Genomic DNA, 24,287 nt, shown 5'->3' with positions numbered 1-24,287 from the left:
AGATGCCTGACACATTGGCCCAACCCAACGCAAAACCCCTGTCCCCCAGCGATCTCGAGGCGGTCATCGCCATCGACATGGCCGCGTCCGGGTCGCCTCGACGCGGCTATTTCGAGAAACGGCTCCAAGCCGCAATCGACAACCCCCGAGATTATGTCTTTGTCGGAGTTTTTGACGGTGAGGAACTGGCAGGCTTCGCATTCGCCAAGCTGGACAAGGGCGAGTTCGGCAAAACAGGTGCCAGCGCCTCTCTGGATGCGATCGGCGTCAATCCTGATCACGGGCTACAAGGTATCGGGCATCGCCTGCTGGAAGAAGTTGAAAAGGTCCTGCGCCACAAGGGCGTGACCGAGTTTGACAGCCAGGTTGATTGGGACCAGTGGCCGCTGCTCAGCTTCTTTGCCCATTCCGGTTTCAAGATGGCCCCTCGCATGGTGCTGACCCGCACTACCAGGGAAATGCCGCATGAACTTCGGGACGACCCCGCCGCCAACGCACTGGAGCTGGACTACAGCTCGCCTGACGGAGATGCCGGCAACGCGCTGTCCCACGACTTCGTTCCAGTACGCAGCATGAGGGAATCCGATCTTGCCAAGATCATCTCGATCGACGCGGAAAGTTCCGGATCCGAGCGAACCGACTATTTCTCTCGGAAACAGGATGAGGCCCTGAATCAAAGCGGCGTTCGGGTATCACTGGTGGCAGAACAGGACGGATTTCCCGCCGGCTTCATCATGGCACGCGTGGATTACGGCGAGTTCGGCCGCACCAGCACGGAGGCCGTCATGGACTCGATCGGTGTCGACACCGGTTTCCGCGGCCAAGGCATCGGCCGTTTCCTGATGGCAAAGCTGATGGCCAATCTCAAGGCCTTGCAGGTGGAAACCGTACGTACCGAGGTCGACTGGAACGATATACCGCTGATTGGCTACTTCAGCTCTGTAGGCTTCCGGCCCGCGCAACGGATCTCTCTCTCCAAACCGCTCTGACCGGACCATTCCCGACGCGCAATCGAATGACCCCGTGGCCATGGCGGCCGGCCGGGGTCAATTCGTTCCAGCAATCAGTTGCGGGGGCTCCAGAGCAGCAAAGCGCGAAAGGGCCGGAAAGCACCTGCTTTCCGACCCTCTGCCAATTGTTCAAAGCGCACTGGTGCCCGATTCAGTGCAGGGCCTCATACTTGGCCTGCAATTCCTCTTGGGTTTCCTCCCAATCCGGGTTTTGCACGATGCAGTCCTCTGGGCAGACCAGCCTGCACTGGGGCTCATCCTCTTCGCCGACGCACTCGGTGCATTTCATCGGGTCGATGACGTAATACGGATCGCCCGCCGTGATGGCCTCGTTGGGGCAAACCGGCTCGCAGGCGTCGCACGCGGTGCAAGGGTCAACGATCATTAGTGCCATGTGTCTGGTCCTCCTCCTTGGTCCTCAGGATGCTTTGAGTATCTGGCCGCTTTGGGCGAGCTTTTCGTACCGGAATGCGCCCCAAAGCGCTGCACCGATGGCGCCCGCATAGATCGAATCCGGATGGTTCAAGACCTCGGCATCGACGCCTTTCATCTTGGCAAGCTGCTCGCGCATGGCCTGGCAAAGCCCCTCGTCCTGCGCCAGGCCGCCGGTCATCATGATCAGGTCGTTCCTGACACCGATGGATTTCAGCAGACGTGCCAGTCTGCTCGCCATCGATAGGTGAATGCCCTTGAGGATGTTGGGTGCGGTGATGCCTCGCGACACCATGTTGATCACGTCGGTCTCGGCCAGCACCGCACAGATGGATGACACTTCCTCTGGATCATCGGCCTGCATCGACAGTTTGCCAATCTCATCCTGGGCAATACCCAGGTAGCGCGCGATGTTTTCGAGGAACTGCCCGGATCCTGACGCACACTGGCTGGTCATCTTGTAGTTGGTGACCTTGCCGGCGGCATCGGTGATCATGGCGCGGCCATGCAGCGCCCCGCAATCGAGGACGGCCATGGATTTCGGGTTGAGATAGCGCGCACCGCGGGCATGCGATGTCATCGAGTAGAAGTGGCCGGTGTGATAGGGAATGGTCTCTCCCTCGCCGGTCGTGGCCACGTAATCGAGGTCGCTTTCCTGAACCCCGGCGTCTTCGAGCACCTGTTCAAAGGCTTCGCGAGACAACTGCATCGGGTCCCTCTGGCGGATTCTGAGCGTGCAGCGCGACAGCCATTCCTCCTTGCCGTCCTCCACCCGGAAAATCGCGGCCTTTACCGCGCCCGTACCAACGTCAATTCCAGCAGTCAGTGTCATGCGTCCAGCCCTTCCATGCGGCCCTCGGCGGCGCGACGGGCGAATTCGGCTGCGCCCAGTGCGCCGGTGTAAATCGAGTCCGGGTTGATGTTGATTGTCACGTCTCCGTAGTTCTCGGCGATCAGCTTCTTCAGTTCGCGCACCGCGGCCTCGTTCTTGGCCACGCCGCCGGTAAAGGTCATCTGATCGGCCACGCCACCCGAGCGCGACAGGATCGAAACCGCCCGCAGGATGATGGCGCGGTGCAGGCCGGCCAGGATGTCCTCGCGCTTCTCTCCCAGGGCCAGGCGGTCCCGCAGCTCGGCGCCCGCGAAGACGGTGCAGGTCGAGTTGATGCGGGCCGGCTTGCCCGATTTCATCGCCAGCGGGCCAAGCTCGTGCAGGCCCATGTTCATCTCGTCCGCGATATAGCCGAGATAGCGCCCACACCCCGCCGCGCAGCGGTCATTCATCTGAAAGTTCTCGACAATGCCGTCGGCGTCGACCTGAATCCCCTTGGTATCCTGACCACCGATATCGAGAACCGTGCGGGTTTTCGGGTACATCATGTGCGCCCCCAGCCCGTGGCACAGGATCTCTGAACGGATGTGCTCCTTGGAGAACGGCAGGGTCACGCGGCCGTAACCGGTTCCAACCAGATAGCTTTCTTCCAATTCGATCCCCAGCGCGCGTTCGGCATTTTCGCCAAGCTCGCGGGAAAAGCCGGCCCCTTCCTTGGCAACCCGCTCCAGCGCACTCTTGAACTTTTCGTTCAGACTGCCCGAGGGCGGGCGGTTTTCCACGGCGATGATCGACTTGTCGTAGATGTTGAGCAGGACATCATAGGGGATGCCGGCGTCGCGTCCGACCTCCTCGGCCACTGCCAGATAGCGGGAGCCGGCGATGTCCCGGAAGAAGTCCGACTTGCGCTCGGCGTCGGGCGCATACATCGCTGGCGCTTCTGCGCGAAGGCGTTTGAAGACCTCGGCCAGTGCCGATTTCACCTCGCGGCCAATCTTCTCGAAACGCTCGCCCCGGACCAGACGGGTACAGGTTTCCTCCAAGTCGCCCAGCTGCTCCAGGAACTGCTCCAGCCGGAAGGAACGTTCCAGCGCCCCAAGGAAATCCTCGACTTGGTCGTCAAGCGTATCGGTTCCACCGAACTCCCGACGAAACAGCGTAAAGCGCGCGTCGATCTTGGCCTCTTCGGTGGCCACTTTGCAGGCAGTATCATAGTTGGACCGCGAGTTCGTAATCCCGCGCCCCAGAACGCGCTCTTCTTCGTCCAAAAGCACCGCTTTGGTGGTAGTGGAACCGAGGTCAATTCCTACAAAGGTCTTCATGCTGCCACCCCTTTCCCGCTGCGTTTCTGTTCAACCATCTGGAAGTAGCTTTCGAGACGGTTCTTGACGTTGGCCGCCGAGAAGTACCGCGGATCGACCAGGTCGGTTTCAATGAAGGCCGCCGGCTTGCCGGTACGCTTTTCCACCTCGCGCATGATGAGTAGTTGACCAGCCGAGAAGCTGTTGCAGCTCTTGATCGAGTTGATCAGCAGGCCGTCGGCCTCGTACTCGTTGATGTAGTTGACCAGCATGTCGATACGCATCGGCAGACTGCGGTTCGTGTAGACGCCAAGGCAGTATTCGGCGAGCGACTCCAGCGGTTTGCTGGGATCGTGGCGGAACCCGAAATCATAGGTGCCGCCCACCTTGGTATAGGAGGATGCGACGACGGTGGCGCCTTCGTCATAGAACATCTTCCAGAACTGCCGGAACGAGGTGTAGTTCGGCGGGCCCTCGACCACGAGGCGGTATTTCTCCTCGCCCATGTCGCCATCCGGGGTCACCGGCCCCTTGCCAGCAGCGACGCGGGCATCGACCTCTTCGCGCAGGAAGCGATAGTAGTCGATGGCGTCATCAGTTCCGCGGAACGCCCCGAAGATCGGCCCGATATAGTAGATGCCGCCGAAATAGGCATCGATCGGCGACGGCTTGTTCTTGGCGCTCTGCAGGACATGCACGAGGTCATCCTCGGCCTTGGCCGATTTCGCCAGGTACTCGCGCAGCCGGTCGATGTCGAACTTGACCCCCGAGACCTCTTCTAGCGTCGGGATCACGTCCTCTTTGAACTGCTTGACCATATAGTCGATCATGTTCTTAGTAATCTTGCCGTCAGCCATGTAGGGCGTCTGCAGGAAGATCGTCGGGCATTTGTACTGCTCGCGCAGCAGTTCGAACCATTTGAGGAAGGTGAAGCAGCCGGTGTACGACAGCAGCAGCACGTCCGGGTTCGGCAGTTGCTTGCCGTTGGGGCCGATGTTGCCCTTCATCATCATGCCGATGTCGGATTTGACATAGGTGCAGACATCTTCCGAATGCCCTGCCCGCTCGGCCTCCATGATGTAGCCGCCGCTCTGCTTGCGCAGGCCGCTCTGGATCGCGTTGACCTCGGGCAGGTTGTTTACCAGGTCGAAACACATGATCAACTCGTTGAGGTTGCCGGGCACGAAAGTCGAGGCAACCTTCGCGCCGGTCTGCGGAGCGCCGGTCAGCCTTTCGTAGTGGCTCGCCATCATCTCCTTCTGCTTGATCATCGAGGCGTCTTTGACGACGTCCTGGGGCTGGGCTTTGACGTTAGGAGATCTCATGCTGCGCTCCACAATTTGATTGAATCCACGAAGGTTCCGGCCTGTTCGCGGATGGGCTGCATCTGGCCGGAGTTCTCGGCGTACTTGAACGCAATGTAGGGAATGCCGGCCTGCTTTAGCACGTTCTGAAGGATGGGCCGGTCCAGCAGGGCCGGGTCACAGAAGCTGGTCGAGGCAAAGATGACTCCCTCAGCTCCGGCTTTCTGTACCGCGCGCACCAGGAACTGCCCCTTCTCGGCCTGGTCGGGTTCGTATTTTGCCGCCGTCGACATCGACCGGTGCAGGAAGGCCTGCGACAGGTTGTGCACCGGGTCACCCTCGGTCGGGACATCACCAAGCAGCCAACGGCTGATCAGGACGAAATCGTCATCCACGATGTAGCAGCCGGACATTTCCAGTGACTTGATCAGGTTCAGCGGCGGCTGTTCGCAGAACATGCCGGTCAGGATCACGCGGCTGTTGTCCTTCAGCGGGCGCTCTTCGGCGCTGGCGGCGGCGATGTAGTCGCGGACCAGCTGCGTATGCTCTTCGACCGGCAGAACCAGCCCGGCGCGGATCACCAGGTAGGCCTCGGAGGCCGGTGCGTTCCACGGCTGCGCCGCCCGCAGCGCGTAGAGATCGCCGATGGCCCGGCGGTTCTCGTTGTAGACCTCGATCGAGGCGCGGATGTCGTCATCGGTGATCTTGTGCCCGGCGATGCCTTCAAGGTCGTGCAGAAACTCGCGCATCTCGTTGGTGTAGAACACGCCGCCGACCTCGTCCTGATAGGTCTGGGGGACGTCGAAATACTTGGCATACACCTCGGGGAACAGCATCTTCCACATGCCTGACAGGTTGCGGATCACGTCGCAGATGGACGGGAACAGCATGCCGTCGACGAAATCCAAGCGCCCGGAAACGCCCAGTTCGATGGTCGAGCGCGGGATCCGGCAGATGTAGCTCTGGTAATAGGCGTCGCCGTGGATGACCTCGAGGTTGTCACCGCCGCCCATGATGCCAAGCGGCAGCATTCCGGCGGCGTGGATCAACTCGCGCGGCACGTAGATCGGCATGTAGCCGATGACCTTGCGGCCCGGCTCGGCCTCTTTCCATTCGCGGGCGGCCGTGAAGTTCAGATCCTCGTACAGAGCTTCGCAGCGCGCGACGATTTCGGATACCGATTTGTCCGTCATCTGTTTTCCCACTTTGCTGTGCGTTTCGCGAGAAAGGCGTCCAGCCCTTCAACCGCATCACGGGTTGACATCAATTCATCGAGGTACAGCGCCTCGACCTCGTCCAAGCGGGCGATCACCTGTCGGCAATAGCCGGCCCGCGCCGCCCGCACCGCCATGCGCAGGCTGCTGGCACTCTTGGGTTTGAGGTGCGTTTCGACATAGGTGACGGCGGCGGCCTCGGGGCTGGGATCGACCGCGTCGACAAGCCCCATTTCGGCCGCGTCGGCGCCGCTGACCGAGCGGCCCGAATACAGCAGGTCCTCGGCCCGCGCCTGGCCGACGCGGCCCGGCAACAGGCAGGACGCGGCCGGCGCGAACACCCCCAGCAACATCTCGGGCTGGCCGAGATTGGCATCCGGCGCGGCAAAGATCATATGCCCCGCCATCGCCACCTCCAACCCGCCGCCCAAGCACTGCCCGCGCACGGCGACCAGAACCGGCACCGGATATTCCAGCATCCGCCTGACCAGCCCGTGCAGCGATTTCAGCATCTGCTCGCAGCTTTCGGGCAGGTGCTCTTCGACCGAGGCGCCGAAGCTGAAATGCGGCCCCTCGGCCTCGACCAGCACGGCTACCAGATCGCGGTTGTCCTGCTGCGCGGCCAACGCGCCGTCCAATGCCCCGATCATCTCGGCATCGACGATGTTGGCCTTGGGCCGGTTCAGCTTCAGCCGCAGCAGCGTGCCATCCAGCGCCAGCGTATCGGCAACCACGGTGCCCTTTTCTGCAACCTGCGTGCTCACTTGCGCACCCCCGGCATCATGCTGTCGATGTATTCGGGTGTGAACTTGGCGCCGTCGGCCAGTTCCCTACGCAGCTGCACGAAGTCCACTTCGCGGCCGACCTCGCGGTTACCCTCGTTGAAGGCGCGGAAGCCCATGTTGGCCTCGGCCATCATGTTCAGGCCCAGCCAGGCGCGCGAGTTCTCCTTGTTCATGTTCCAGGCGTTGAGCTTGGGCTTGCGCAGCTCCTCGACCGACTTGGTGGTGCAGCCGGGGAAGGTCAGCAGCAGCTTGCCGCACAGCTCCTCGACCTTGCGGTCCAGCTCGCTCAGGTCCACCTCGCCCCGCGCCATCAGCGCCTTGCCCTCGGCCAGCGCCTCGCCGGTCTTGGGCTTGCCATGCACGATCCGGCCCCATTCGTCGGTGACCATGCGGGTCTCGACCAGCGGGTTGGGCACGAACTTGCCATCCACCTTCAGCGCCGGTGCGATGTCGGTCAGAATGCCCAGCCTCATCGCCTCATGCGCCGAAAAACTCTCGCAAAGGACGCCCGAGTTCATCGCCATCTCGCAGCCGATCATCAGTGGCAGGAAGTCGGTCGAGCCGCCGATCGCCGCGCTGCCGTGCTTGGGCCCGGCCTGTCCGAACCGCGCAAGGTCCGAGGCCACCGAAAAATCGCATGCCATGCCGATTTCCTGCCCGCCGCCGATGCGCATGCCGTTGACGCGGCACACCACGGGCTTGTCGCAGCCAAGAATGGCTGAAACCATGTCGTTGAACAGCCGCATGTACTGGCGGTATTCCTCGGGCCGCCCGGCATAGTACTCGGCGTATTCCTTGGTGTTGCCGCCGGTGCAGAAGGCCTTGTCGCCCACCGCTGTGAACACCACCGCGTTCACGTCGCGCATGTTGGATGCGGCGCGAAACCCGAGGATCACGGCCTTGACCATGTCGGTCGTGTACGAGTTGTACTGCGACGGGTTGTTCAGCGTGATCCACGCGTTGTAGAGCCCGTCGACCACCGTGCCATCGGGCAGTTTCGCCGGCCGCTTCTCGAAGATCACCTTGTCGGAGATCGCTTCGCGGGTGGCGTCGGACACCAGGTCATGTGAAACGAATTCGAACTTTGCGTAGTTCATGATGTTGCTCCTTTAGAGTCCGGGCACGAGGATCTGGCGCCGGGTCATCTTTCCTTCGTGGACAGCCTTGAAAACGTCGTTGATGTCATTCAGCGGCCGCTGTTCGACGAACGGGGTCAGCTTGACCTTGCCGCTCATCACCAGTTCCAGAGCGCCGGGATAAAGTTCGGGCGGACACCCCCAGTTGCCCAACAGACGAGCATGGAACGCCATCAGGTTCGACAGCCGTACCTCGAGTTTGTCCATCGTGAAGCCGACCACGCACATGGTCGCGCCGTGGTTCAGCAGGCTGAAGGCCGTAGCCTGCCCGGCCGCGGTGCCCGAACACTCCATGATGATCCATTCCGTCGACCTCAGGCCGTTGGCCTTGGCAAACTCCGCGATCGTCTTCTTCAGGCTCCGCGCGTCGTGTTCGCGGGCGTTCAGCGTCAGGGCTGCGCCATAGTCGCCCACGGCCTCCAGCTTCTCGGGCACCACGTCGATCGCGACCACGGTTGCGCCAAGCGCATGGGCCACCTGAACCGCGTATCCGCCGACGCCGCCGACGCCGTTCACGATGACAAGGTCACCGTCCGAGATACCGGCCTGCACCGCCGCCTGGTATGGCGTAGTCAGCGCATCCGCCACCACCGAGACATCCGCCAGCGTCAGCCCCACGGCTGCAAGCCTGTCGGTATCAACCGAACATAGCCCGCGCGCGGGCACGTTGATATGGCTGGCAAATCCGCCCTGAATATCGTTACCCGGCATCTTCTGAGCCCGGCAAATGGTGCCCTTGCCGCGCTTGCAAAGGTCGCATTCGCCGCAGGGCATGACCGCCGGCACGATCACGGTCTGACCAAGCCATTCCTCCGCGCCCTCGCCGACATCTACCACCGTGCCGCTGATTTCGTGCCCCAATGCAAGCGGCAGCGCGTGATTGGTGCGCACGCCATCATAAAAATACCCCAGATCCGTGTGGCACACGCCGCAGCCCGACACCTCGACGACAACATCGCCCGGGCCAGGCTTTTCAAGCTCGAACTCAACCTTTTCCAGCGGCTCCCCCGGCGAAACCATCATCCAGCGTGTCGGCATCCTGATCCTCCCATTCCCGGCTCGAGAGCCATGTTGACAGCAGTCTCGATCTTTATTACCGTAATTTGGTACCGCATTACCATTTTTTAGTCAACAAAGAAAAAGGGCGGCGCGGGAAACATGGCGGGAAGCCCGCCGAAACGCAGATGGAAACGATCATGAATGCCCACTCTGACCACGCGAACAACATCTCATTTGCCATCGTAGGCAGCGGCGGGGCCGGCGCGATGACGGCGGGGGCCATCCTGCTGGAAGCGGCCGGCAAGTCCGGTTGGTACGGATTGCTGAACCGCTCGGTTGGACCGCAGATTCGCGGCGGCGAGGCGGCCGCGTTGGTGCGACTGTCGACCAAGCCCGCCAGTTGCATGTCAAAACAGTTCGATATCCTCGTCGCCATCGACTGGAAAAACGCCGATCGCTTCATCAACGCCATGCCGGTCGCTTCGGGCGGTCTGGTAATCTGTGATCCTGCTGCCGGTGATCCGCCGAAGGCAGTACTCGAAGCCGACTGCACCATCGTGCAATGCCCGATCGGAGAACTTGCAAAGTCGCTGCCGGGCGGGCGCGAGAACATGATCTCGGTCGGCCTTGTGACTCAGCTGGTCGGTCTGTCGCTGGAACGCGTGATGGAAGTTGTTGCCACCAAGCTAGGCAGCAAGGGAGAGGCGGCGATAGAAAATGGGCGCGCCTGCATCGAGGCCGGAATTCAAGCGGCGGCAGGGTTCGGCCACGCGATCTCAATGGCCCCGCCCGCAGAAAAGACCTGCGACCGTTGGCTGATCACCGGCAACGAGGCGGTGGGCCTCGGGGCCCTTCGCGGCGGCATCCGTTTTGCGGCCGCCTACCCGATCACGCCGGCGACCGAAGTTCTGGAATACCTGGCGCCCGCCCTCGCCTCGGTCGGCGGCGCATTGGTGCAGGCCGAGGACGAGCTGGCCTCGATCAACATGATCATCGGCGCCTCTTTCGGCGGCCGCCCGTCGATCACCGCCACCTCGGGGCCAGGATTGTCGTTGATGATGGAGAGCCTGGGCCTTGCGGCGGCGTCCGAAACCCCGATCGTCGTCGTCGACGTGATGCGGGTAGGGCCGTCGACCGGCATCGCCACCAAGTCCGAGCAATCCGACCTGAACATCGCGGTCTACGGGTTCCACGGCGACGCGGACCACGTGGTCGTGGCGCCGCTGGGCGTCGCCGACTGCCTATTCACCGCGCAATGGGCGGTTCATATCGCAGAGACGTTGCAGTCCCCGGTGATCCTGCTTTCGGACCAGTCCATCGGGCAGGCCCGCGTTCTGATCGACAAACCGGCCGAGGTGAGCTTCCTGACCCGCCGCAAGCCCTTTGAAAAAGCGGACGAGCCCTACAAGCGCTACGCCGTGACAGCCGATGGCGTGTCGCCGATGTCCATCCCGGGACAAAACGGAGGCCAATACACCGCCGACGGGCTGACGCATACCGAACGCGGTGCCCCATCCTCGGCCAGGCACGACCAACGGATACAACTCGAGAAGCGCCGCACCAAGATCGAGGGCTTCGACTACGGCGATCACTGGGGCGTGGCCGAAGGTGACGATGGCAGCGACACCGTGATCCTGACCTGGGGGTCCCTGACCGGCGCTGCGCGCGAGGCAATCGACGCCCTGGCCGCCGAAGGCATCTCGGCCCGCCTTGTTTCGTTGCGCCAGATCCTGCCGGTTCCCCTCAAGGCCTTGGAAGGTGCCCTTGCCGGGGCGAAGCGGGTGCTATTCGTGGAACAAAGTTTCTCTGGCCAGTTCTACCGACACATCCGTGCGCATATCGACCTGCCCTACGAGGTCAGGTCGCTCAATCGCGAGGGCCCGTATATCATCGGCCCCGACGAAATCGCCACTCAGATCCGGGAATGGAAAGCACAATGAACGCGCCCTGTTTCAAAGCAAGCGACTACAAATCAGACATAAACCCGATCTGGTGTCCCGGATGCGGAGATTTCCACGTCCTGATGTCGATTACCAAGGCACTGGCAAAACTCGGACGACCACCCGAGCAGATCGCCGTCATATCCGGCATCGGCTGTTCCTCGCGGATCCCGGCCTATACCAACTGCTACGGCTTCCACGGGGTTCATGGCCGGTCGCTGGCGGTGGCCGCGGGCCTCAAGGTTGCGCGCCCCGACTTGACGGTTCTGGCCATGAGCGGTGACGGCGACGGGTTCTCGATCGGTGGCAACCACTTCCTGCATGCCTGCCGCCGCAACGTGGACATGACCTATATCGTGATGGACAACCGCGTCTACGGGATGACCAAGGGGCAGCCTTCACCGACGACCGAGCCGGACTGGGACAGCGCCCTGTCGCCCGGCGGCACCGGGCTGTCGCCGTTCCACCCGCTGGTGATCGCGCTGGCCTCGGGGGCCAATTTCGTTGCCCGCGAGTTTTCCGGCGACATCAAGGCCTGCACGGAAACCATCGTCCAGGCGATCAACCACCCGGGCTTTTCATTCGTCGAGATCCTCAGCCCCTGCGTGACCTTCCGGCCGGACGAGCGGGAGTGGAAAAACCAGGTTCACCTTGCCAGCGTGCCCGAGACCGACGATCCCGCCCGCGCGGCGCGGCGCATCATGACCGATGACGGCATGAATACCGGCATTCTCTACCGTGGTCGGCGCAAACCCTATTTCGCCTCGGTGTCCGATGAAGAGGGAGATATCTCCGCGCTCGAGGCCGCCTTCGAGATCTGAGGCCGCCCCCCGCCTCAGCAACAGGACGGGGCCGCCCATCCGGGCGGCCCCTTCTTCCTTTTCCGCTTTACCGGCCAGCCGATCAGCGCAGGTCCACCACCCGCACCGCCTTGCCCTCGGATCTCGGGACTTCTCCCGGCGCCTTCACGTTCACCGCGCAGGTCACCCCGATGGTCGACTTGATGTGGTGGCGTACCTCCGCCGCCTTTTCCGCCAGCGCCTCGCGGCTTGTCGAGGCTTCCGGGGCGACCTCGACATCCAGGCTCATGGCGTCCAGCGGCCCGTCCTTGAACAGCTTGATCTGGTAGTGCGGCGACAGACCTTCGAAGCCCACCAGCACCGCCTCTACCTGCGAGGGATAGACGTTCACGCCCCGGATGATCATCATGTCGTCGTTGCGCCCGTCGACACGCAGGATACGCACATGGGTGCGCCCGCAGCTGCAGGGCTCGTCGCTCAGGCGGGTGATGTCCCGGGTGCGATAGCGGATCATCGGCATCGCTTCCTTGGTCAGGGTCGTGATCACCAGTTCCCCTGACTCCCCCATCGGTAGCGGTTCTTGCGTTTCGGGGTCGATGATCTCGAACAGGAAGTGGTCTTCCCACCCGTGCAGGCCGTCGCGCTCGGCATCGCATTCGCAGGCGACACCCGGCCCCATGATCTCGGACAGGCCATAGATATCGACCGCCTTGATACCAAGGCGCCGGTCCAGTTCGGCCCGCATTTCATTCGACCACGGTTCGGCGCCGAACAGCCCGCGCCGCAACGGCAGGCGGGCGATATCGACCCCCATGACCTCGGCCACCTCGGCGATGTTGAGCGCGTAGGACGGGGTGGCGCACAGGATGCCGGGGCCAAAATCCCGCAGCAGTGTGACTTGCCGCTCTGTCCCACCACCCGAGATCGGCACGACCACGCAACCAAGCCTCTCGGCGCCGCAATGCGCGCCCAGCCCGCCGGTGAACAAACCGTAGCCATAGGCGTTGTGCACCAGGTCCCCGGGCCGGATGCCCGCCGCCGCCATCGACCGCGCCATCAGGCCAGCCCACCGTTCAAGATCGCCAGCGGAATACCCCACCACCGTGGGCTTGCCGGTGGTGCCAGACGAGGCATGGATGCGCGCCATCTTCTCCAGCGGCATGGCGAACATCTCGAACGGGTAATTGTCTCGCAGGTGGGTTTTCTCGGTGAAGGGGAAATGCCGCAGATCCGCGAGACTGCCCAGATCCGCCGGCGTGACGCCAGCCTTGTCGAAGGCCGCGCGGTAATGCGGCACGTCGGTATAGGCACGCTCCAGCGACCAGCGCAGGCGTTCCAGTTGCAGCGCGCCGATCTCGGCGCGCGACATGGTCTCTGCCGGTGGCTCGAACATGAACCCCGGGTCGATTTGGTTGGTTACCAGCATCGGTTCTTCCTCCCTGAACTTCGGCGCCCCGGGCTTGCCGGGTCAGGCCTTGCGCCATCCTGGTTGAACGCCCGGGCTGCTCTTGCCGGCACCGCGAGCAGGCATCCTGTTGATCGCGTACCCTTGGGTGAATGCGGCCTTTGTGATCAGCGTGTGCTTGAACAGCCAGCCGGTGACCGCCGCACCCAGCCCTGCCAGGGCCAAGAGCAGCCCCTGCCCCGTGGGCACCAAGGTCGCAAGCAGGACCAAGCCGGCCACGACGCCCTGCGGCACCGCCGACAGCCCGGCCTGCATCGCGTCGAACGCCTGGAACGTCCCGGTGGGGGCGCCGGTCCGGTCAAGGTCCGCGCGGTAGCGTTGCCACATCACGAAACGGAGCCCCACCAGAACCAGCAGGACGGCCGCCAGACTGGTGCCGATCGCGGCGCTCCATCCCGTTGCGAAGGCCAGCACCGCAAGCACGCCCGCCCCCTCGGCCAGGCCGGTGAACAGAATCAACGGCACAATCGCCGGCCGGCGCCACGCGGGGATCCCCTTTGCGGCGCGCAGAATCCGCCCCTGACAATAAAGGAAGACCAAGCCGCTCAACGCGCCCAGCACCCCGAGCACCGGCGAACCCAACAGCCATGACAGCCCCCCGAACCCGAAGAACGGCACCGCCGCCATCGCCTCTCGGGTCATCCAACTGAACCGGGCATTGAGGAACACGTTCAAGAACCGCCACGGGCGCCCGATTTCAAGCCAGATGCAGAACAGCCCGGACGCGACGATGGCCAGCGCCACCAGCACCGCCGGCCACAGCACCGGCGCGAACAGCCCCGCCGCCATCGTCGTTGCCAGCAGGCCCGTGCCCGTGCCGCCGCAGATGAAATTCGCGGCGGCCCGCCAGTCCCAGTTCGTCTGGCGTTTCGGCGATACCGCCGCCAGCCCCACCGGCTCGGCCACCATCGGCACCGCATTCGGAGTGGACACTTCGTCGATCTCGCCATCATAGAGGTAATAGATGTTGGGGCCGTTCCCCAGTTCCTCGTGCATGCGGAAATGGCGCTTGGTGCGCAGCAGCGTCGAGACATTGCTGTTTGGGTCGTCCAGATCTCCCATCTGCAGCGCGCCCGAGATGCAGGACGCCACGCAGGCGGGCGTCGCCTGCATGTCGACACCGGGCACGAGGCCGTTGGCAAGCCCTTCGTCGATGCGCTCGACGCACAGCGTACATTTCTGCGCCACGCCAAGCCGGGCCGGATCCTCGCGCTTGGCCTCGTGGCGCATCGGCATGCCGCCGTAGGCCGCAGTCGGCTTGTCCACCCGGAACCGAGCCTGATACGGGCAGGATACCGCGCAATAGGCGCAGCCGATACACAGGTCATAGTCGATGGTGACGATGCCGTCCTCGCGCTTGCGCGTGGCTGTCGAGGGGCAGGCATCCAGGCAGGATGGTTCGTCGCAATGCATGCACCCCACGGGCAGGAAGGCCCGGTTCACGGTGGGGAACTCGCCGGTTTCGAAATCCAAGACCTTGCGCCACTGTACGCCGGGCGCGGTTGCGTTGGCATGTTTGCAGGCCGAGGTGCAGGTCTGGCAGCCCACGCAGCGATTCAGGTCAGCGACAATGGCCCATGTCGTCATTTGCCCGCCCTCGCAGCATCGCCCGTTGCCTTTCTCACGGCCACCCGCACAAGATCGGCACCTGACCCGGTTGCGTCGGTCAGTTCCAGCGACATCGGAACCAGGCCGTTCATGCTGGGCGTCTTGAGATCCTTGGCAAACGGTGTCTTCCAGTGATCGAACTGCCCGATCATGAGCAAGGTATCGGGGCGGATACCGTTGCGCAGGATCACCGCGCCGTCGGTGCGACCCACCGGAGAGCAAACTTCGACCCGGTCACCTTCAGACAGGCCGAGTCTCGCGGCTGCTTGCGGGTTCATCACCACTCCACCATGCCCCGCTACGTTCGCCGCAACCTCGTGGATCATCTGGATACCGGCGTTGCCGCCCCAGGAATACTGCATCGATCGCGCCGATAGCAGCCAGAACGGGTAATCGCCGATTTTGACGTCATATTGCGCCTCGATCGCCTTTTCCCACAAACTCTGGAGATCCTGAAAATGAGGCAGCGCCTCATATTCCCTGAGTTGCCGGTCCCACCAGGTAATACCCATTTCGTGCAACCTGGCGCCCAATTCCTGCCCGATCCGCAACAGGCGTTCCTGGTAGGGCAGTTCAAACCTCAGCCCCTTTTCGGCCATCGCCGGGTACAGGTACCAGCGTCGCTTGGGGAACGGCACGGTGCGGAATCCGTGTTGGCGATAATACTCCAGGCCTTGGCTTTCAGCGCCATCGGTCAACTCCGCGCTGGCGGCACGGCAGGCACTGTCCCAGATCTCCTCGACCGAGTGTTCAGCCTCGGGCTCCAGCGAGAAATCGTAGTTCGCGCCGAATAGCCGGACACCGGCCGCACCCTTGTTGATGGCGGTGTTGTATTCCTCGAGCAGCCCGACACGCTTGGCCAGCTGCGTTGCGATCCAAGTGAAGTCGCGGGCCTCGCCCATGGGGTTCGAAGCTGGATCACGCAGCGCAAATCCCTGGTGTTCCCAGAACTGCTCGACATATTTCGAACCGCCGATCCGGATCAGCTGCAACCCCTCAAGATCGGTGCATTCCGGCAGCAGCACGTCGGCCATATGGTTCGTTTCGTCCATCGTGTAGGCGAAACAGACGGTGAAGGGGAATTTCGCGATTGCCTCTCCGACGGCCTTGGTATCCCAGAAGGAGATGACCGGGTTGGTCCGGTAGACGAACCAGACATCGGGCGGCGTCGGATCAGGCAGGTGTGCAAACCCTTGTTTCTGGGCCATCCACGCCAGATGCGTCGGGCCCAATGCCTGCGACCAAGGTGAGTTTGCGGCCAGCGGAATGAGCGTTGTATGCGCGTGGCGCGACCCCGAGGTTTCGTTGAACTCGCCCTTTCGGGTCGGGTTCATCGGATAGTTCATGAACCCGTCGGGTCCCGGAACGACGCTTGACCATCGGTTGTCTGCCGGGCGGTTCAGCCGCACCGTGGTGCCCAGGGTGCCGCCGGGCACTTCGAGCCCGCCGATCAGCACAGCCATCAAAGTGCGGGCCCAGGCACATTCGTAGCCACCCCAGCCATTGCTGACCGTCTTGCCCAGCGAGATCGCAACCGGACGGAACGGCATCGTGCAGCCGTCGATCTCGATTGTTTCTCCGACATGCGCATGTTCCAGGAATTCCAGCGCCGTCTTGCGGATCATCCCGGCGGGCACATCGCAAATACCCGAGGCCCATTCCGGGCTGTAGGGTGCAATGTGATCGACAAGGCGCCCGAAACCGGTCCTGCAGCTCACCGCCTCGTGCTGCCACGTCTTGTCATCCGGCCCGACCTCGACCCCGGACACGACGAACTCGCCGTCAAGGGCCGGGTCTGTGCCTTCGGTATCGAACGGCACCGCCTGTCCCGACTTCAGATCCCAGACCAGCGGCTTTCGTGTCGCCGGATCGCGCATGTAGAAACCGTTGGGAGCGACAAGATAGGGCGAGGCAGACCGCGCTTTCAGAAAAGGCACGTCCAGCCTGTCGCGCTCGACCTCATGCAGCAGAACATGCAGCATCGCGAACATGAAAGCCGGATCCGTTTTCGGACGGATCGGAACCCATTCCGCCGAGCACGCGCCGGTGATGGACAGGTGCGGTTCGACCTGGATCCGCTTGACACCACGATCCCGCGCGTCCGCATGGCGACGCACGCCGCAGACGCCGCCCGATGCTTCGACGTTTGCCCCGAACGAGATGATCAACTCGACCATCGGCGTATCCGGGGACACCGTGAAGGCCCGGTGCCAGAATTCCCCGTACAGGTGCTCGGAGTGATAGCATTTCACCCCCTGCCCGCTGCCAAAGCTCATGTCGATCGGGCCCCAGGCTTTCAGAAACGCCGGGAAGGTGCCCATGTAGACGGTCGAAGTGCCGCCTCCGCCAAAACTGGCGGCCACGCGGGGGAATCCGCTTTCATCAGTGAGCCCCTTGTTGCGGGTATCGATCAGCTTGCCGCAGATCAGATCCAGTGCCTCGTCCCAGGTAGCCGGACGAAACCCGGGATCCTGATCCCTTCCCTTCCTGGGATTGGAGCGGATCATCGGGGTCTGGATGCGGTTGGGGTTATTGGTTTTCTGGATCAGGCCAAACGCCTTGACGCAGACTTTGCCGTGGGCGGGATGCACCGCCGCGGCAGACCCGTTGGGCCGGATCTGCACCGGCACACCGTCGATCACATCGACCTTCATCAGGTCCGGTCCCGCCACGCATTGATAGCAATAGGACGACACGCTTTTGGAGACCGGTTTCGAAGAGGTACCCATGGGGTTGGCCTTTCAGCTCTCCTGCAGCCTGGCTGCTTTCTGACGAAGTTTTTCCCGGGTCTTGTCGACATCAACGATGAAGCGCTCATGGCGGCCTTTGCAGATCGTGTCGACGGCATCCTTGGCAACGACGTCGAACACCACCTTGCGCCCGTCCACCTCTGCCACGGTGACGGTTACCAAAGCCTCCATGCCAAGCAGCGTTGGCGCGGTGTGCGTGATCGACACAACCGTGCCGACCGAGTCCTGTCCTTTGAGCACGCGCTCCACGATTAGATCACGGCAGGTATGCTCAATGTCGCGGACCAGAGACGGTGTCGCATAGACCCGGCAATCCTCGCCCATGAAATCTATCGTCCGGTCTCTGTCGACCTTGATCGCTCGCGTTATGGACGTTCCAACGGTCAGATTTTCATTCATTTGCACCGCCACTTCATGCTAAATACGTATTTCGGTACCACCTTACCTATTTGAAAGTAAATTTCCAGACATTTTTTCCGTCGAACAATACCACGCGGCTCTGCCGCACAATCCCCAAGAGGACTTTATCCCTCTAATTCATGGCGTTAGACGAGCGATGCAAGCTTTCAGAAATCGGTGGTGTCAGACGGATTCTAACCAGTCTCAGTTGCCCGGGAACCGCGGGAACTTAGGCGGAACATAGCTGACGCCACTTGGCGAGAGCGGCGTTGCGGATCAGCTTGAAGTTTTCGCGGGTGTAGAGGTGGCGCTCCTGGTTGAAATGGTTGTAAACGGAGGAATGAACGGCGGCGCCCAGCTCTTTCAGAGCGGCGCCATAGGATCTGAGTCGATCAGTAACAATGATCTCGGGGCATCCGTGCTTGCGCATTGCTTTCCTTAGGAATTTCAATGCGGCCCTCTTGTCCCGGGTCTTTGTGACGTAGCTTTCCAGCACCTCGCCCTCGTGATCGACCGCCCGCCACAGATAGTGCCGCTCCCCATTGATCTTCACGAACATCTAGTCGAGATGCCAACGCCAACGGCTCGATTTCATCCCTTCGATCCGACGTTTCCGGATCTCGGAAGCGAACATCGGGCCGAACCTGTTCCACCAGAACCGGATCGTCTCGTGGCTGACGTCGATACCGCGTTCATGGAGCAGGTCTTCGACATTGCGAAGCGAGAGCGGGAAGCGAATGTACAGCATCACGGCCAGCCGGATGATCTCGGGGCTGGTCTTGAAGTACTTGAACGGGGATCTCTTCGTCATAATCGGACGTTAGGTGGCGCCTGCCTTCGCGGCAAGCCGTGTTCCTCTGACAGGGCCAATCCGGATCTAAACCGCAAGGAATTGAGCTGAAAACAAAAATTCGCGTCCGAAGCTCACTGACAAAGCCCATCGGGAACGCGCTGAATGCCGATCCGGAGTCCAATACTGGGTATTGTCGGAGCAAAAGTGGAAAGCCGCCCCTTCCCGCCCACTTGCTTCGGTGTGTTGGCGAATTTTCTTAGTTTGCTTGGGTGAAACCAAGCAGATGACTGTGACCAGCACTGAAACTCCCAACTCACACCATACGAAATCAGTTTATTCTGACTAGGCCTCGCCAGGTTTGCTTACGGCAATCCGTGGGCACTGGATTGGTCCAACGGCGATCGTTTCGCGTAAATGATCATAAGTCATGAAAAGGATCCCGCCGCATGCCCATCTACACCGGAACTTCTGAATGCCTCCGCATCGTCGTCGTTGAGGTGGGGAGCACCGGGCTTTGCGCCGCTCGCGATCTCGCCGCCCGCGTTGTTGCGCGGCTGGACTTTGACGGGCCGTTCCTGCGCAGCTGGCTCCACAAGCTGGACAGCTGCTACGTGCCTGAGCCGATCCGGATCCGACAACACGCGCCGGCGAGGCCGCGCGCATGAGGAGATGTCTGATGACCACACTACTTCTCCTCGCGCTGTTCGGCGCGGGGCTCTATGCCTGGCCGCGATTGATGGGATTCCAGTCCCAGCGGTCAGAGGACTATGCCGAAACGACGCCCGTCTTCGACATCCGCAGGCATCTTTCGGGACCCATGCTCGCCGAAGGCGTGATCTTCGGGCCGACGGGCGGGATGAGCCAGAGGTTCGTGGCCAATATGGAAGGCGTGTGGGACGGCGCCGCCGGCCGGCTGTCCGAAACCTTCCGCTATTCAAGCGGCACAGAGCAGATGCGTGAATGGACCTTGCGGCTCGGAAATGATGGCGAGATCATCGGGACCGCGCCCGACATCGTGGGCGAAGCACGCGGCCGCCAGTCCGGCGCCACGGTAATGCTGCGCTATCGGTTGCGCCTGCCCGATACCGCCGGCGGACATGTTCTCGACGTGGTGGACTGGCTCTACCTGACCGAGGATGGAGTGATCCTCAACAAGTCGGTGATGCGCAAATTCGGCATCAAGGTGGCCGAGTTGGTTGCAACAATGCGCCCGGCAAGGGAGGCCGAGATCGTTGCCGAATGATCCTTTCGTCGGCCGGCACTGGTGGGTGATCGGCGCCTCAGAAGGCCTCGGGCGTGCACTGGCCGTCGAGCTTGCCGCGGCAGGGGCAACTGTGACCGCGTCGGCCCGCAGTTCCGAGCGGCTGGCCGCGGTGGCTGGCGAGGCGCCGAACATCACGGCCCTGCCCATGGACGTGACCGACGCAGGTTCGGTGGCGGCCGCATGCGCCGCCGTGCCCGCGCCCTTCGGCGTGATCTACGCCGCGGGCGCCTACGAACCGATGAGCGGGCGCAGCTGGCGCCCCGGCGTGGCCGAAGCCATGGCCGAGGTCAATTTCACCGGCGCGCTCAGGGTGCTTTCCCATCTCGTGCCGGCCATGGCCACGCACGGCGAAGGGCGGGTCGTCTTGATTGGCTCGCTTGCTGGATTTCGCGGCTTGCCGGGTGCAGTCGGCTATGGCGCCTCGAAGGCCGCGCTCATGCATCTGGCCGAAAATCTGCGCGCCGATCTGCGCGGCACGGGCGTAACCGTTCAGCAGGTCAACCCCGGCTTCATCCGCACCCGGCTGACGGCGAAAAACGACTTTGCCATGCCCCAGATCATGGAGCCCGAAGAGGCGGCGCAGCGCGTGATGCGTGCGATCCGACACGGGCGCTTCTCGACGAGCTTTCCCGCGCCCTTTTCCTGGCTCTTCACGCTCGGAAGCAAGCTTCCGCTGCCGCTCTTTCATGCCCTGTTCGCTCGACGATCTGCGGAGTGAGAGCACATGAACGCCAAGTCGCTCTCCCATCCGCATCGAACCGCGCCAACGCCGCGCGATCCGGCTTTGACGGTATTTCATGATGGCGCCTGTCCGCTCTGCCGGGCGGAAATCGCCTTCTACCGCCGCCAGCGCGGCGCCGAGAAGATCGCCTTCGTCGATGTCGCCCGAGAGGACACAGCCCTGCCCGAGGGTGTAAGCCGCACCTCTGCGCGGGCACGCTTTCATGTCGAGACGGCCCAGGGCCAGGTGATTTCGGGCGCGGCCGCCTTTCTCGCGCTGATGGCCACGCTGCCCCGGCTAGCGGCCCTTTGCGCGGATCGGCGGGCTGCCCGGAATCCGCCGGCTGCTCGAAGGGCTCTATCTGCTGTTTCTTCGCTTCCGTCCGGTGCTCGTCGGCGCGTTCGTGCGGCTGCAGCGGATGAAGAGCCGATGACCCGGGTCGTCACAAATGATGGGGCCAGCCGCATTCCTGCGGTGAGGGTGGCGATTCTTGCCGCCGCGCTCGCGGCGGTGGGCGTGCCGCTCTACATCCACCTGCCGCGCTTTGCGAGCGCTGAGCTCGGGCTCACCCTCGGCCAGATCGGAGCGCTTCTGGGCCTCATCCGGGTGGTGGATTTCGTACAGGACCCGCTTCTCGGGCGGCTGACCGATCGTTTCGCCGCGCATCGCGGGCGGTTCGCGACCCTGGCGCTTGGCGGGCTGGCGGTCGGGGTGGTCTGGGTCTTCGCGGTGGTCCCTGCGCAGGGCGGCGTGGGCGCCCTTGCTGCGGCGCTGGCTCTGACTTTCACTGCCTATTCGCTGGGCACGCTGTTGCTCTATGGCCAGAGCGTCAGCATTGCCGGCAGCGACGCGCCAGCGGCCCAGCTGCGGCTTGCCGGTGCGCGCGAGCTCGGGATTCTGGCCGGCGTCGCGCTTGGGGCGATGGGGCCGCAGCTTCTCGGCCTAGCCTTTCCCGATGCAGGTGGATACCCGGCCTTCGCCTGCGCCGCGGCGGCGCTCGCCATCGTCGCGGCATGGGCTTCCCGCCCGCTCTGGCACCGCCCCGTCGCGCTCAGCCCTCCACCGAACCTCGGCACGCTCTTGCGCTCGGGAGCGGGTTGGGTGCTCACCTTGGCGTTCGTCAACGGTCTGCCGGTGGCGGTGACAACGACGCTGTTTATCTTCTTTGTCGATCAGCGCCTGGGCCTCTCGCATCTGGCGGGCGCGTTTCTCGTGCTGTTCTTCGCCGCCGGCGGGCTCAGCGCCCCAGCCTGGGCGCGCGCTGCCACGCGCTACGGCCCCCGTCCGGTGCTGGCCGGGGCCATGTGCCTTGCCATCGCAAGCTTTGTGTGGGCCTACGCGCTGCCCTCCGGCGCGGCGCTCTCCTTTGCCGTCATCGCCGCCGCCTCCGGGGTTGCAGTCGGGGCCGATGGCGTGATCCTGACCAGCCTTCTGGCAAGCACGCTCGGCCGCGCCGGGCTGCCGGCGGGGCAGGCCTTCGGGCTCTGGAGCTTTCTGGCCAAGGCGTCGCTTGCCCTCGCCGCGGCGGTAATGCTGCCCGTCCTCGGCCTCGTCGGCTTCGACCCCGCCGGCACCGATGACGCAGCGGCGCTCGATGCGCTCAACGCGGCCTACGCGCTGGTGCCTTGCGCGCTCAAGATCCTGTCCCTTGCCCTTCTCGCCTTTCTGCCGCGCGACCTGTTCACGGGCAGCGCGCAAACCGAAACCACCTCTCCCCCGGAGCCAAGCCAATGCGCAGAACCCTTACCGAGGTTCTGTGTGACAGCGTTCTGTTGATGATCAAGACGCAAGGGTATCATTGGAACGTGGTCGGACCCCTTTTCGTGCCGATCCACGAAATGACCGAGAGGCTGTATCGCGACTTGTTCGAGGCCATCGACGCATTGGCCGAGCGTATTCGAGCCCTGGGTCAGATCGCCCCCTTGTCCGTCACGGACATGATCAGCCAGGCGCATTTGACCGAAGAAGAGACGATCAGGGACGCGCATGGAATGATTGAACAATTGATCCACGACAACGAGTCGCTGGCGCGCAGGTTGAGAGAGACTGCTGCTCTTGCATCACGTCACGGCGATGGGGCGACGGAAGATCTTATGAACGCGAGGATGGCAAAACACGAAGAAGCAGTCTGGATGCTGAAAGCCATCGCGACTTCTTAAGAGAAGCAAGTGCAAAAATTTTTTGACAGGTAAAGGAGAAAGCAATGACAACGCGCAAAGAATTCATTCAAGCAGCAAAAGCACAACTGGACCGTTGGGATGCGCAAATCGAGGAGCTCGAAGCGCGCTGGAAGAAGGCAGAGGCCGACGCCAAGAAGGAATACGAGGATCAGTTGAAGAAGCTCCGCAGCAAGCGTGAAGAGGCGAAAGAGCAAATCGACAAGGTTCAAAAATCCAGCGATAGCGCTTGGGATGATGTCCGGCTCGGCTCAGAGAAGGCGTGGAGCGAAATTCAAGAAGCGATCCAGAAGGCGGCAAGCCGCTTTTGATAGAGCTGGAACGGTTCAGGCGTTCAACGTTTGGAGCTAGTCCTCGAAGCCATATCCGGGGCCGCGGCTAGAACGCGGTCCCGGTCTTCTTTCAATGCCAGGTCACGATCCGAAAAGGCCCGTGCGCGAGCAGATGCCACACGGGCAGCCGTTGCCATTTCGGTGTCTTGGCTGTGCGCCAGTCGGCACAAAGCCGATTGCAGGAACAGATGAACTTCGACCTTGTCGCCGGCATCCCGTGCGATGGCGTCGAAAGTGTCTTCCAACAAACTCGCTGCCGCGATCGGCGGAACGCCAACGCGAGTGCAGCTCGCTGTATCGGGCGAGGAGGTTTCGGCGGTCAAGGGCAACAACAACCGCAGCAGCCGTCCCATGATGGAAATGGCGGTCGTCGGATCGTTGATCCCCGGTGACAGCGCCCGTTGGGCGATTTCCGAAAGGACCTGGAGACTAAAACGCGGGTCCTGATCGAAGCTGCGTTCTTCTCCGACCAGAAAAGCATCCCTTACCCGTTCCTCATCCAGCCTGCCGGAAATGCTGGCCAGTGCCTGGTTTTCAGAAACGAATGTTCCAGGGAGCACCATGACCCAGACCCGGTCATCCTTTGCAGCGGCACATTCTTCCAGCACACCGACATCGATGTGCTGAACGTATCCTGACCGGTCCGAGGTAACGGCCGTCGCGGACTCTGGGATGGCGTCAAGGTCGCAAGCAACCGCGCCGAGACAGGGCAACTCAGATCTCCGGTGCAATGCTTTCCGCGCCGCGGCTTCAACTTTGCTTGCGGTCTGCGCTACGCCCCCAAGGTTCGACAATTGATCGATCCAGCGCAGGATGGCGACTACGACCAGAACAATGACGACAAGAGTGAATGCGAATATGGCTGCGATGGATCGGTCTTCGTATACGCCGACCTCGACAAGAATGAGCGAGGCCAGAGCAAATATGAACGCTCCCAGAAAGGCTGCGAGCGCGTTCTGGGTCACCGTATCTTCTTCGATCAGTTGCTGGGCACGAGGTGAAGACTGGTTTGACGTCCATTTTTG

The 24,287-nt window shown here is 62.6% G+C and carries 22 protein-coding genes and 1 pseudogene; 9 read left to right on the top strand and 14 right to left on the bottom strand.

Going from position 1 to position 24,287, the window contains the following annotated elements:
• Positions 1-77 precede the first annotated feature (77 nt).
• Positions 78-989: a GNAT family N-acetyltransferase gene (locus AVO45_RS19260; RefSeq protein ID WP_169795986.1), complete on the top strand. Its 912-nt coding sequence runs from the start codon at positions 78-80 to the stop codon at positions 987-989.
• 172 nt (positions 990-1,161) lie between these two features.
• Here AVO45_RS19260 and AVO45_RS00110 read toward each other — a convergent pair whose 3' ends face one another.
• The 8 genes from AVO45_RS00110 to had are packed head-to-tail and all read right to left on the bottom strand — an operon-like array spanning position 1,162 to position 9,052.
• Positions 1,162-1,404, bottom strand: coding sequence for a YfhL family 4Fe-4S dicluster ferredoxin (locus AVO45_RS00110; RefSeq protein ID WP_068343106.1), 243 nt, complete (start codon positions 1,402-1,404; stop codon positions 1,162-1,164).
• A gap of 24 nt (positions 1,405-1,428) precedes the next feature.
• Positions 1,429-2,274 (bottom strand): benzoyl-CoA reductase subunit D, encoded by an 846-nt coding sequence (bcrD, locus tag AVO45_RS00105; RefSeq protein ID WP_068343103.1) that lies wholly within the window; start codon positions 2,272-2,274, stop codon positions 1,429-1,431.
• On the bottom strand, positions 2,271-3,596 hold the full coding sequence (gene bcrA, locus AVO45_RS00100) for a benzoyl-CoA reductase subunit A (protein ID WP_068343102.1): 1,326 nt from the start codon (positions 3,594-3,596) through the stop codon (positions 2,271-2,273). Before bcrA ends, bcrD begins: the two co-directional genes overlap by 4 nt.
• Complete coding sequence (bcrB, locus tag AVO45_RS00095; RefSeq protein WP_068343101.1) at positions 3,593-4,900, bottom strand: benzoyl-CoA reductase subunit B; 1,308 nt, start codon at positions 4,898-4,900, stop codon at positions 3,593-3,595. Before bcrB ends, bcrA begins: the two co-directional genes overlap by 4 nt.
• On the bottom strand, positions 4,897-6,072 hold the full coding sequence (gene bcrC / locus AVO45_RS00090; protein WP_068343100.1) for a benzoyl-CoA reductase subunit C: 1,176 nt from the start codon (positions 6,070-6,072) through the stop codon (positions 4,897-4,899). Before bcrC ends, bcrB begins: the two co-directional genes overlap by 4 nt.
• Entirely contained in the window at positions 6,069-6,857 is a 789-nt protein-coding gene (locus AVO45_RS00085) for a cyclohexa-1,5-dienecarbonyl-CoA hydratase (RefSeq protein WP_205627833.1), read from the bottom strand. Before AVO45_RS00085 ends, bcrC begins: the two co-directional genes overlap by 4 nt.
• Positions 6,854-7,975 (bottom strand): 6-oxocyclohex-1-ene-1-carbonyl-CoA hydratase, encoded by a 1,122-nt coding sequence (gene oah / locus AVO45_RS00080; RefSeq protein ID WP_082688604.1) that lies wholly within the window; start codon positions 7,973-7,975, stop codon positions 6,854-6,856. The genes AVO45_RS00085 and oah overlap by 4 nt, the downstream gene beginning before the upstream one ends.
• A gap of 12 nt (positions 7,976-7,987) precedes the next feature.
• Positions 7,988-9,052: a 6-hydroxycyclohex-1-ene-1-carbonyl-CoA dehydrogenase gene (had, locus tag AVO45_RS00075; protein WP_068343099.1), complete on the bottom strand. Its 1,065-nt coding sequence runs from the start codon at positions 9,050-9,052 to the stop codon at positions 7,988-7,990.
• A 158-nt stretch (positions 9,053-9,210) separates the two neighbouring features.
• Here had and AVO45_RS00070 point away from each other — a divergent pair, with 158 nt between their 5' ends.
• Together AVO45_RS00070 and AVO45_RS00065 are read left to right on the top strand one after the other, a co-directional pair.
• Complete coding sequence (locus AVO45_RS00070) at positions 9,211-10,953, top strand: 2-oxoacid:acceptor oxidoreductase subunit alpha (protein WP_068344641.1); 1,743 nt, start codon at positions 9,211-9,213, stop codon at positions 10,951-10,953.
• 83 nt (positions 10,954-11,036) lie between these two features.
• Positions 11,037-11,774, top strand: coding sequence for a thiamine pyrophosphate-dependent enzyme (locus AVO45_RS00065; RefSeq protein WP_205627832.1), 738 nt, complete (start codon positions 11,037-11,039; stop codon positions 11,772-11,774).
• Between the two features lie 82 nt (positions 11,775-11,856).
• Here the strand turns inward: AVO45_RS00065 and AVO45_RS00060 are convergent, their stop codons facing one another.
• From AVO45_RS00060 to AVO45_RS00040, 5 genes and pseudogenes are all read right to left on the bottom strand, one after another.
• A complete protein-coding gene (locus AVO45_RS00060; protein ID WP_068343094.1) occupies positions 11,857-13,179 on the bottom strand; it encodes a phenylacetate--CoA ligase family protein in 1,323 nt (440 codons plus the stop codon).
• Positions 13,180-13,221: 42 nt separating this feature from the next.
• Positions 13,222-14,805: a 4Fe-4S dicluster domain-containing protein gene (locus tag AVO45_RS19935; protein WP_205627831.1), complete on the bottom strand. Its 1,584-nt coding sequence runs from the start codon at positions 14,803-14,805 to the stop codon at positions 13,222-13,224.
• The gene (locus AVO45_RS00050; protein ID WP_068343092.1) at positions 14,802-17,555 is read right to left on the bottom strand and encodes a molybdopterin-dependent oxidoreductase; all 2,754 of its coding nucleotides are present in this window, start codon (positions 17,553-17,555) and stop codon (positions 14,802-14,804) included. The genes AVO45_RS19935 and AVO45_RS00050 overlap by 4 nt, the downstream gene beginning before the upstream one ends.
• A 12-nt stretch (positions 17,556-17,567) precedes the next feature.
• Positions 17,568-17,975 (bottom strand): thioesterase family protein, encoded by a 408-nt coding sequence (locus AVO45_RS00045; protein ID WP_068343089.1) that lies wholly within the window; start codon positions 17,973-17,975, stop codon positions 17,568-17,570.
• 229 nt (positions 17,976-18,204) lie between these two features.
• Positions 18,205-18,786: pseudogene (locus AVO45_RS00040) on the bottom strand (IS6 family transposase).
• A 428-nt stretch (positions 18,787-19,214) separates the two neighbouring features.
• On the opposite strand from AVO45_RS00040, the gene AVO45_RS00035 reads away from it, so the two are divergent.
• From AVO45_RS00035 to AVO45_RS00010, 6 genes are read left to right on the top strand one after another with little or no spacing between them, the layout of a single operon-like run.
• A complete protein-coding gene (locus AVO45_RS00035; protein WP_068343086.1) occupies positions 19,215-19,433 on the top strand; it encodes a hypothetical protein in 219 nt (72 codons plus the stop codon).
• Positions 19,434-19,444: 11 nt separating this feature from the next.
• Positions 19,445-20,011: a DUF3833 domain-containing protein gene (locus AVO45_RS00030; RefSeq protein WP_240482025.1), complete on the top strand. Its 567-nt coding sequence runs from the start codon at positions 19,445-19,447 to the stop codon at positions 20,009-20,011.
• Positions 20,001-20,750: an SDR family NAD(P)-dependent oxidoreductase gene (locus AVO45_RS00025; RefSeq protein ID WP_068343082.1), complete on the top strand. Its 750-nt coding sequence runs from the start codon at positions 20,001-20,003 to the stop codon at positions 20,748-20,750. The genes AVO45_RS00030 and AVO45_RS00025 overlap by 11 nt, the downstream gene beginning before the upstream one ends.
• Positions 20,751-20,756: 6 nt before the next feature.
• Positions 20,757-22,529: an MFS transporter gene (locus tag AVO45_RS00020; RefSeq protein ID WP_082688603.1), complete on the top strand. Its 1,773-nt coding sequence runs from the start codon at positions 20,757-20,759 to the stop codon at positions 22,527-22,529.
• Positions 22,484-22,912 (top strand): Dps family protein, encoded by a 429-nt coding sequence (locus AVO45_RS00015; protein ID WP_082688602.1) that lies wholly within the window; start codon positions 22,484-22,486, stop codon positions 22,910-22,912. The genes AVO45_RS00020 and AVO45_RS00015 overlap by 46 nt, the downstream gene beginning before the upstream one ends.
• Positions 22,913-22,956: 44 nt before the next feature.
• Complete coding sequence (locus AVO45_RS00010; protein ID WP_068343079.1) at positions 22,957-23,241, top strand: sll1863 family stress response protein; 285 nt, start codon at positions 22,957-22,959, stop codon at positions 23,239-23,241.
• A 23-nt stretch (positions 23,242-23,264) separates the two neighbouring features.
• Here AVO45_RS00010 and AVO45_RS00005 read toward each other — a convergent pair.
• Positions 23,265-24,287 (bottom strand): DUF2254 domain-containing protein (locus AVO45_RS00005; protein WP_068343076.1); only part of this gene is annotated, 1,023 nt, incomplete at its 5' end.

Source organism: Ruegeria marisrubri (assembly GCF_001507595.1).
Taxonomy (GTDB): domain Bacteria; phylum Pseudomonadota; class Alphaproteobacteria; order Rhodobacterales; family Rhodobacteraceae; genus Ruegeria; species Ruegeria marisrubri.
The sequence above is the reverse complement of the archived record's forward strand: the minus strand, read 5'-3'. Positions and strand labels throughout refer to the sequence as shown.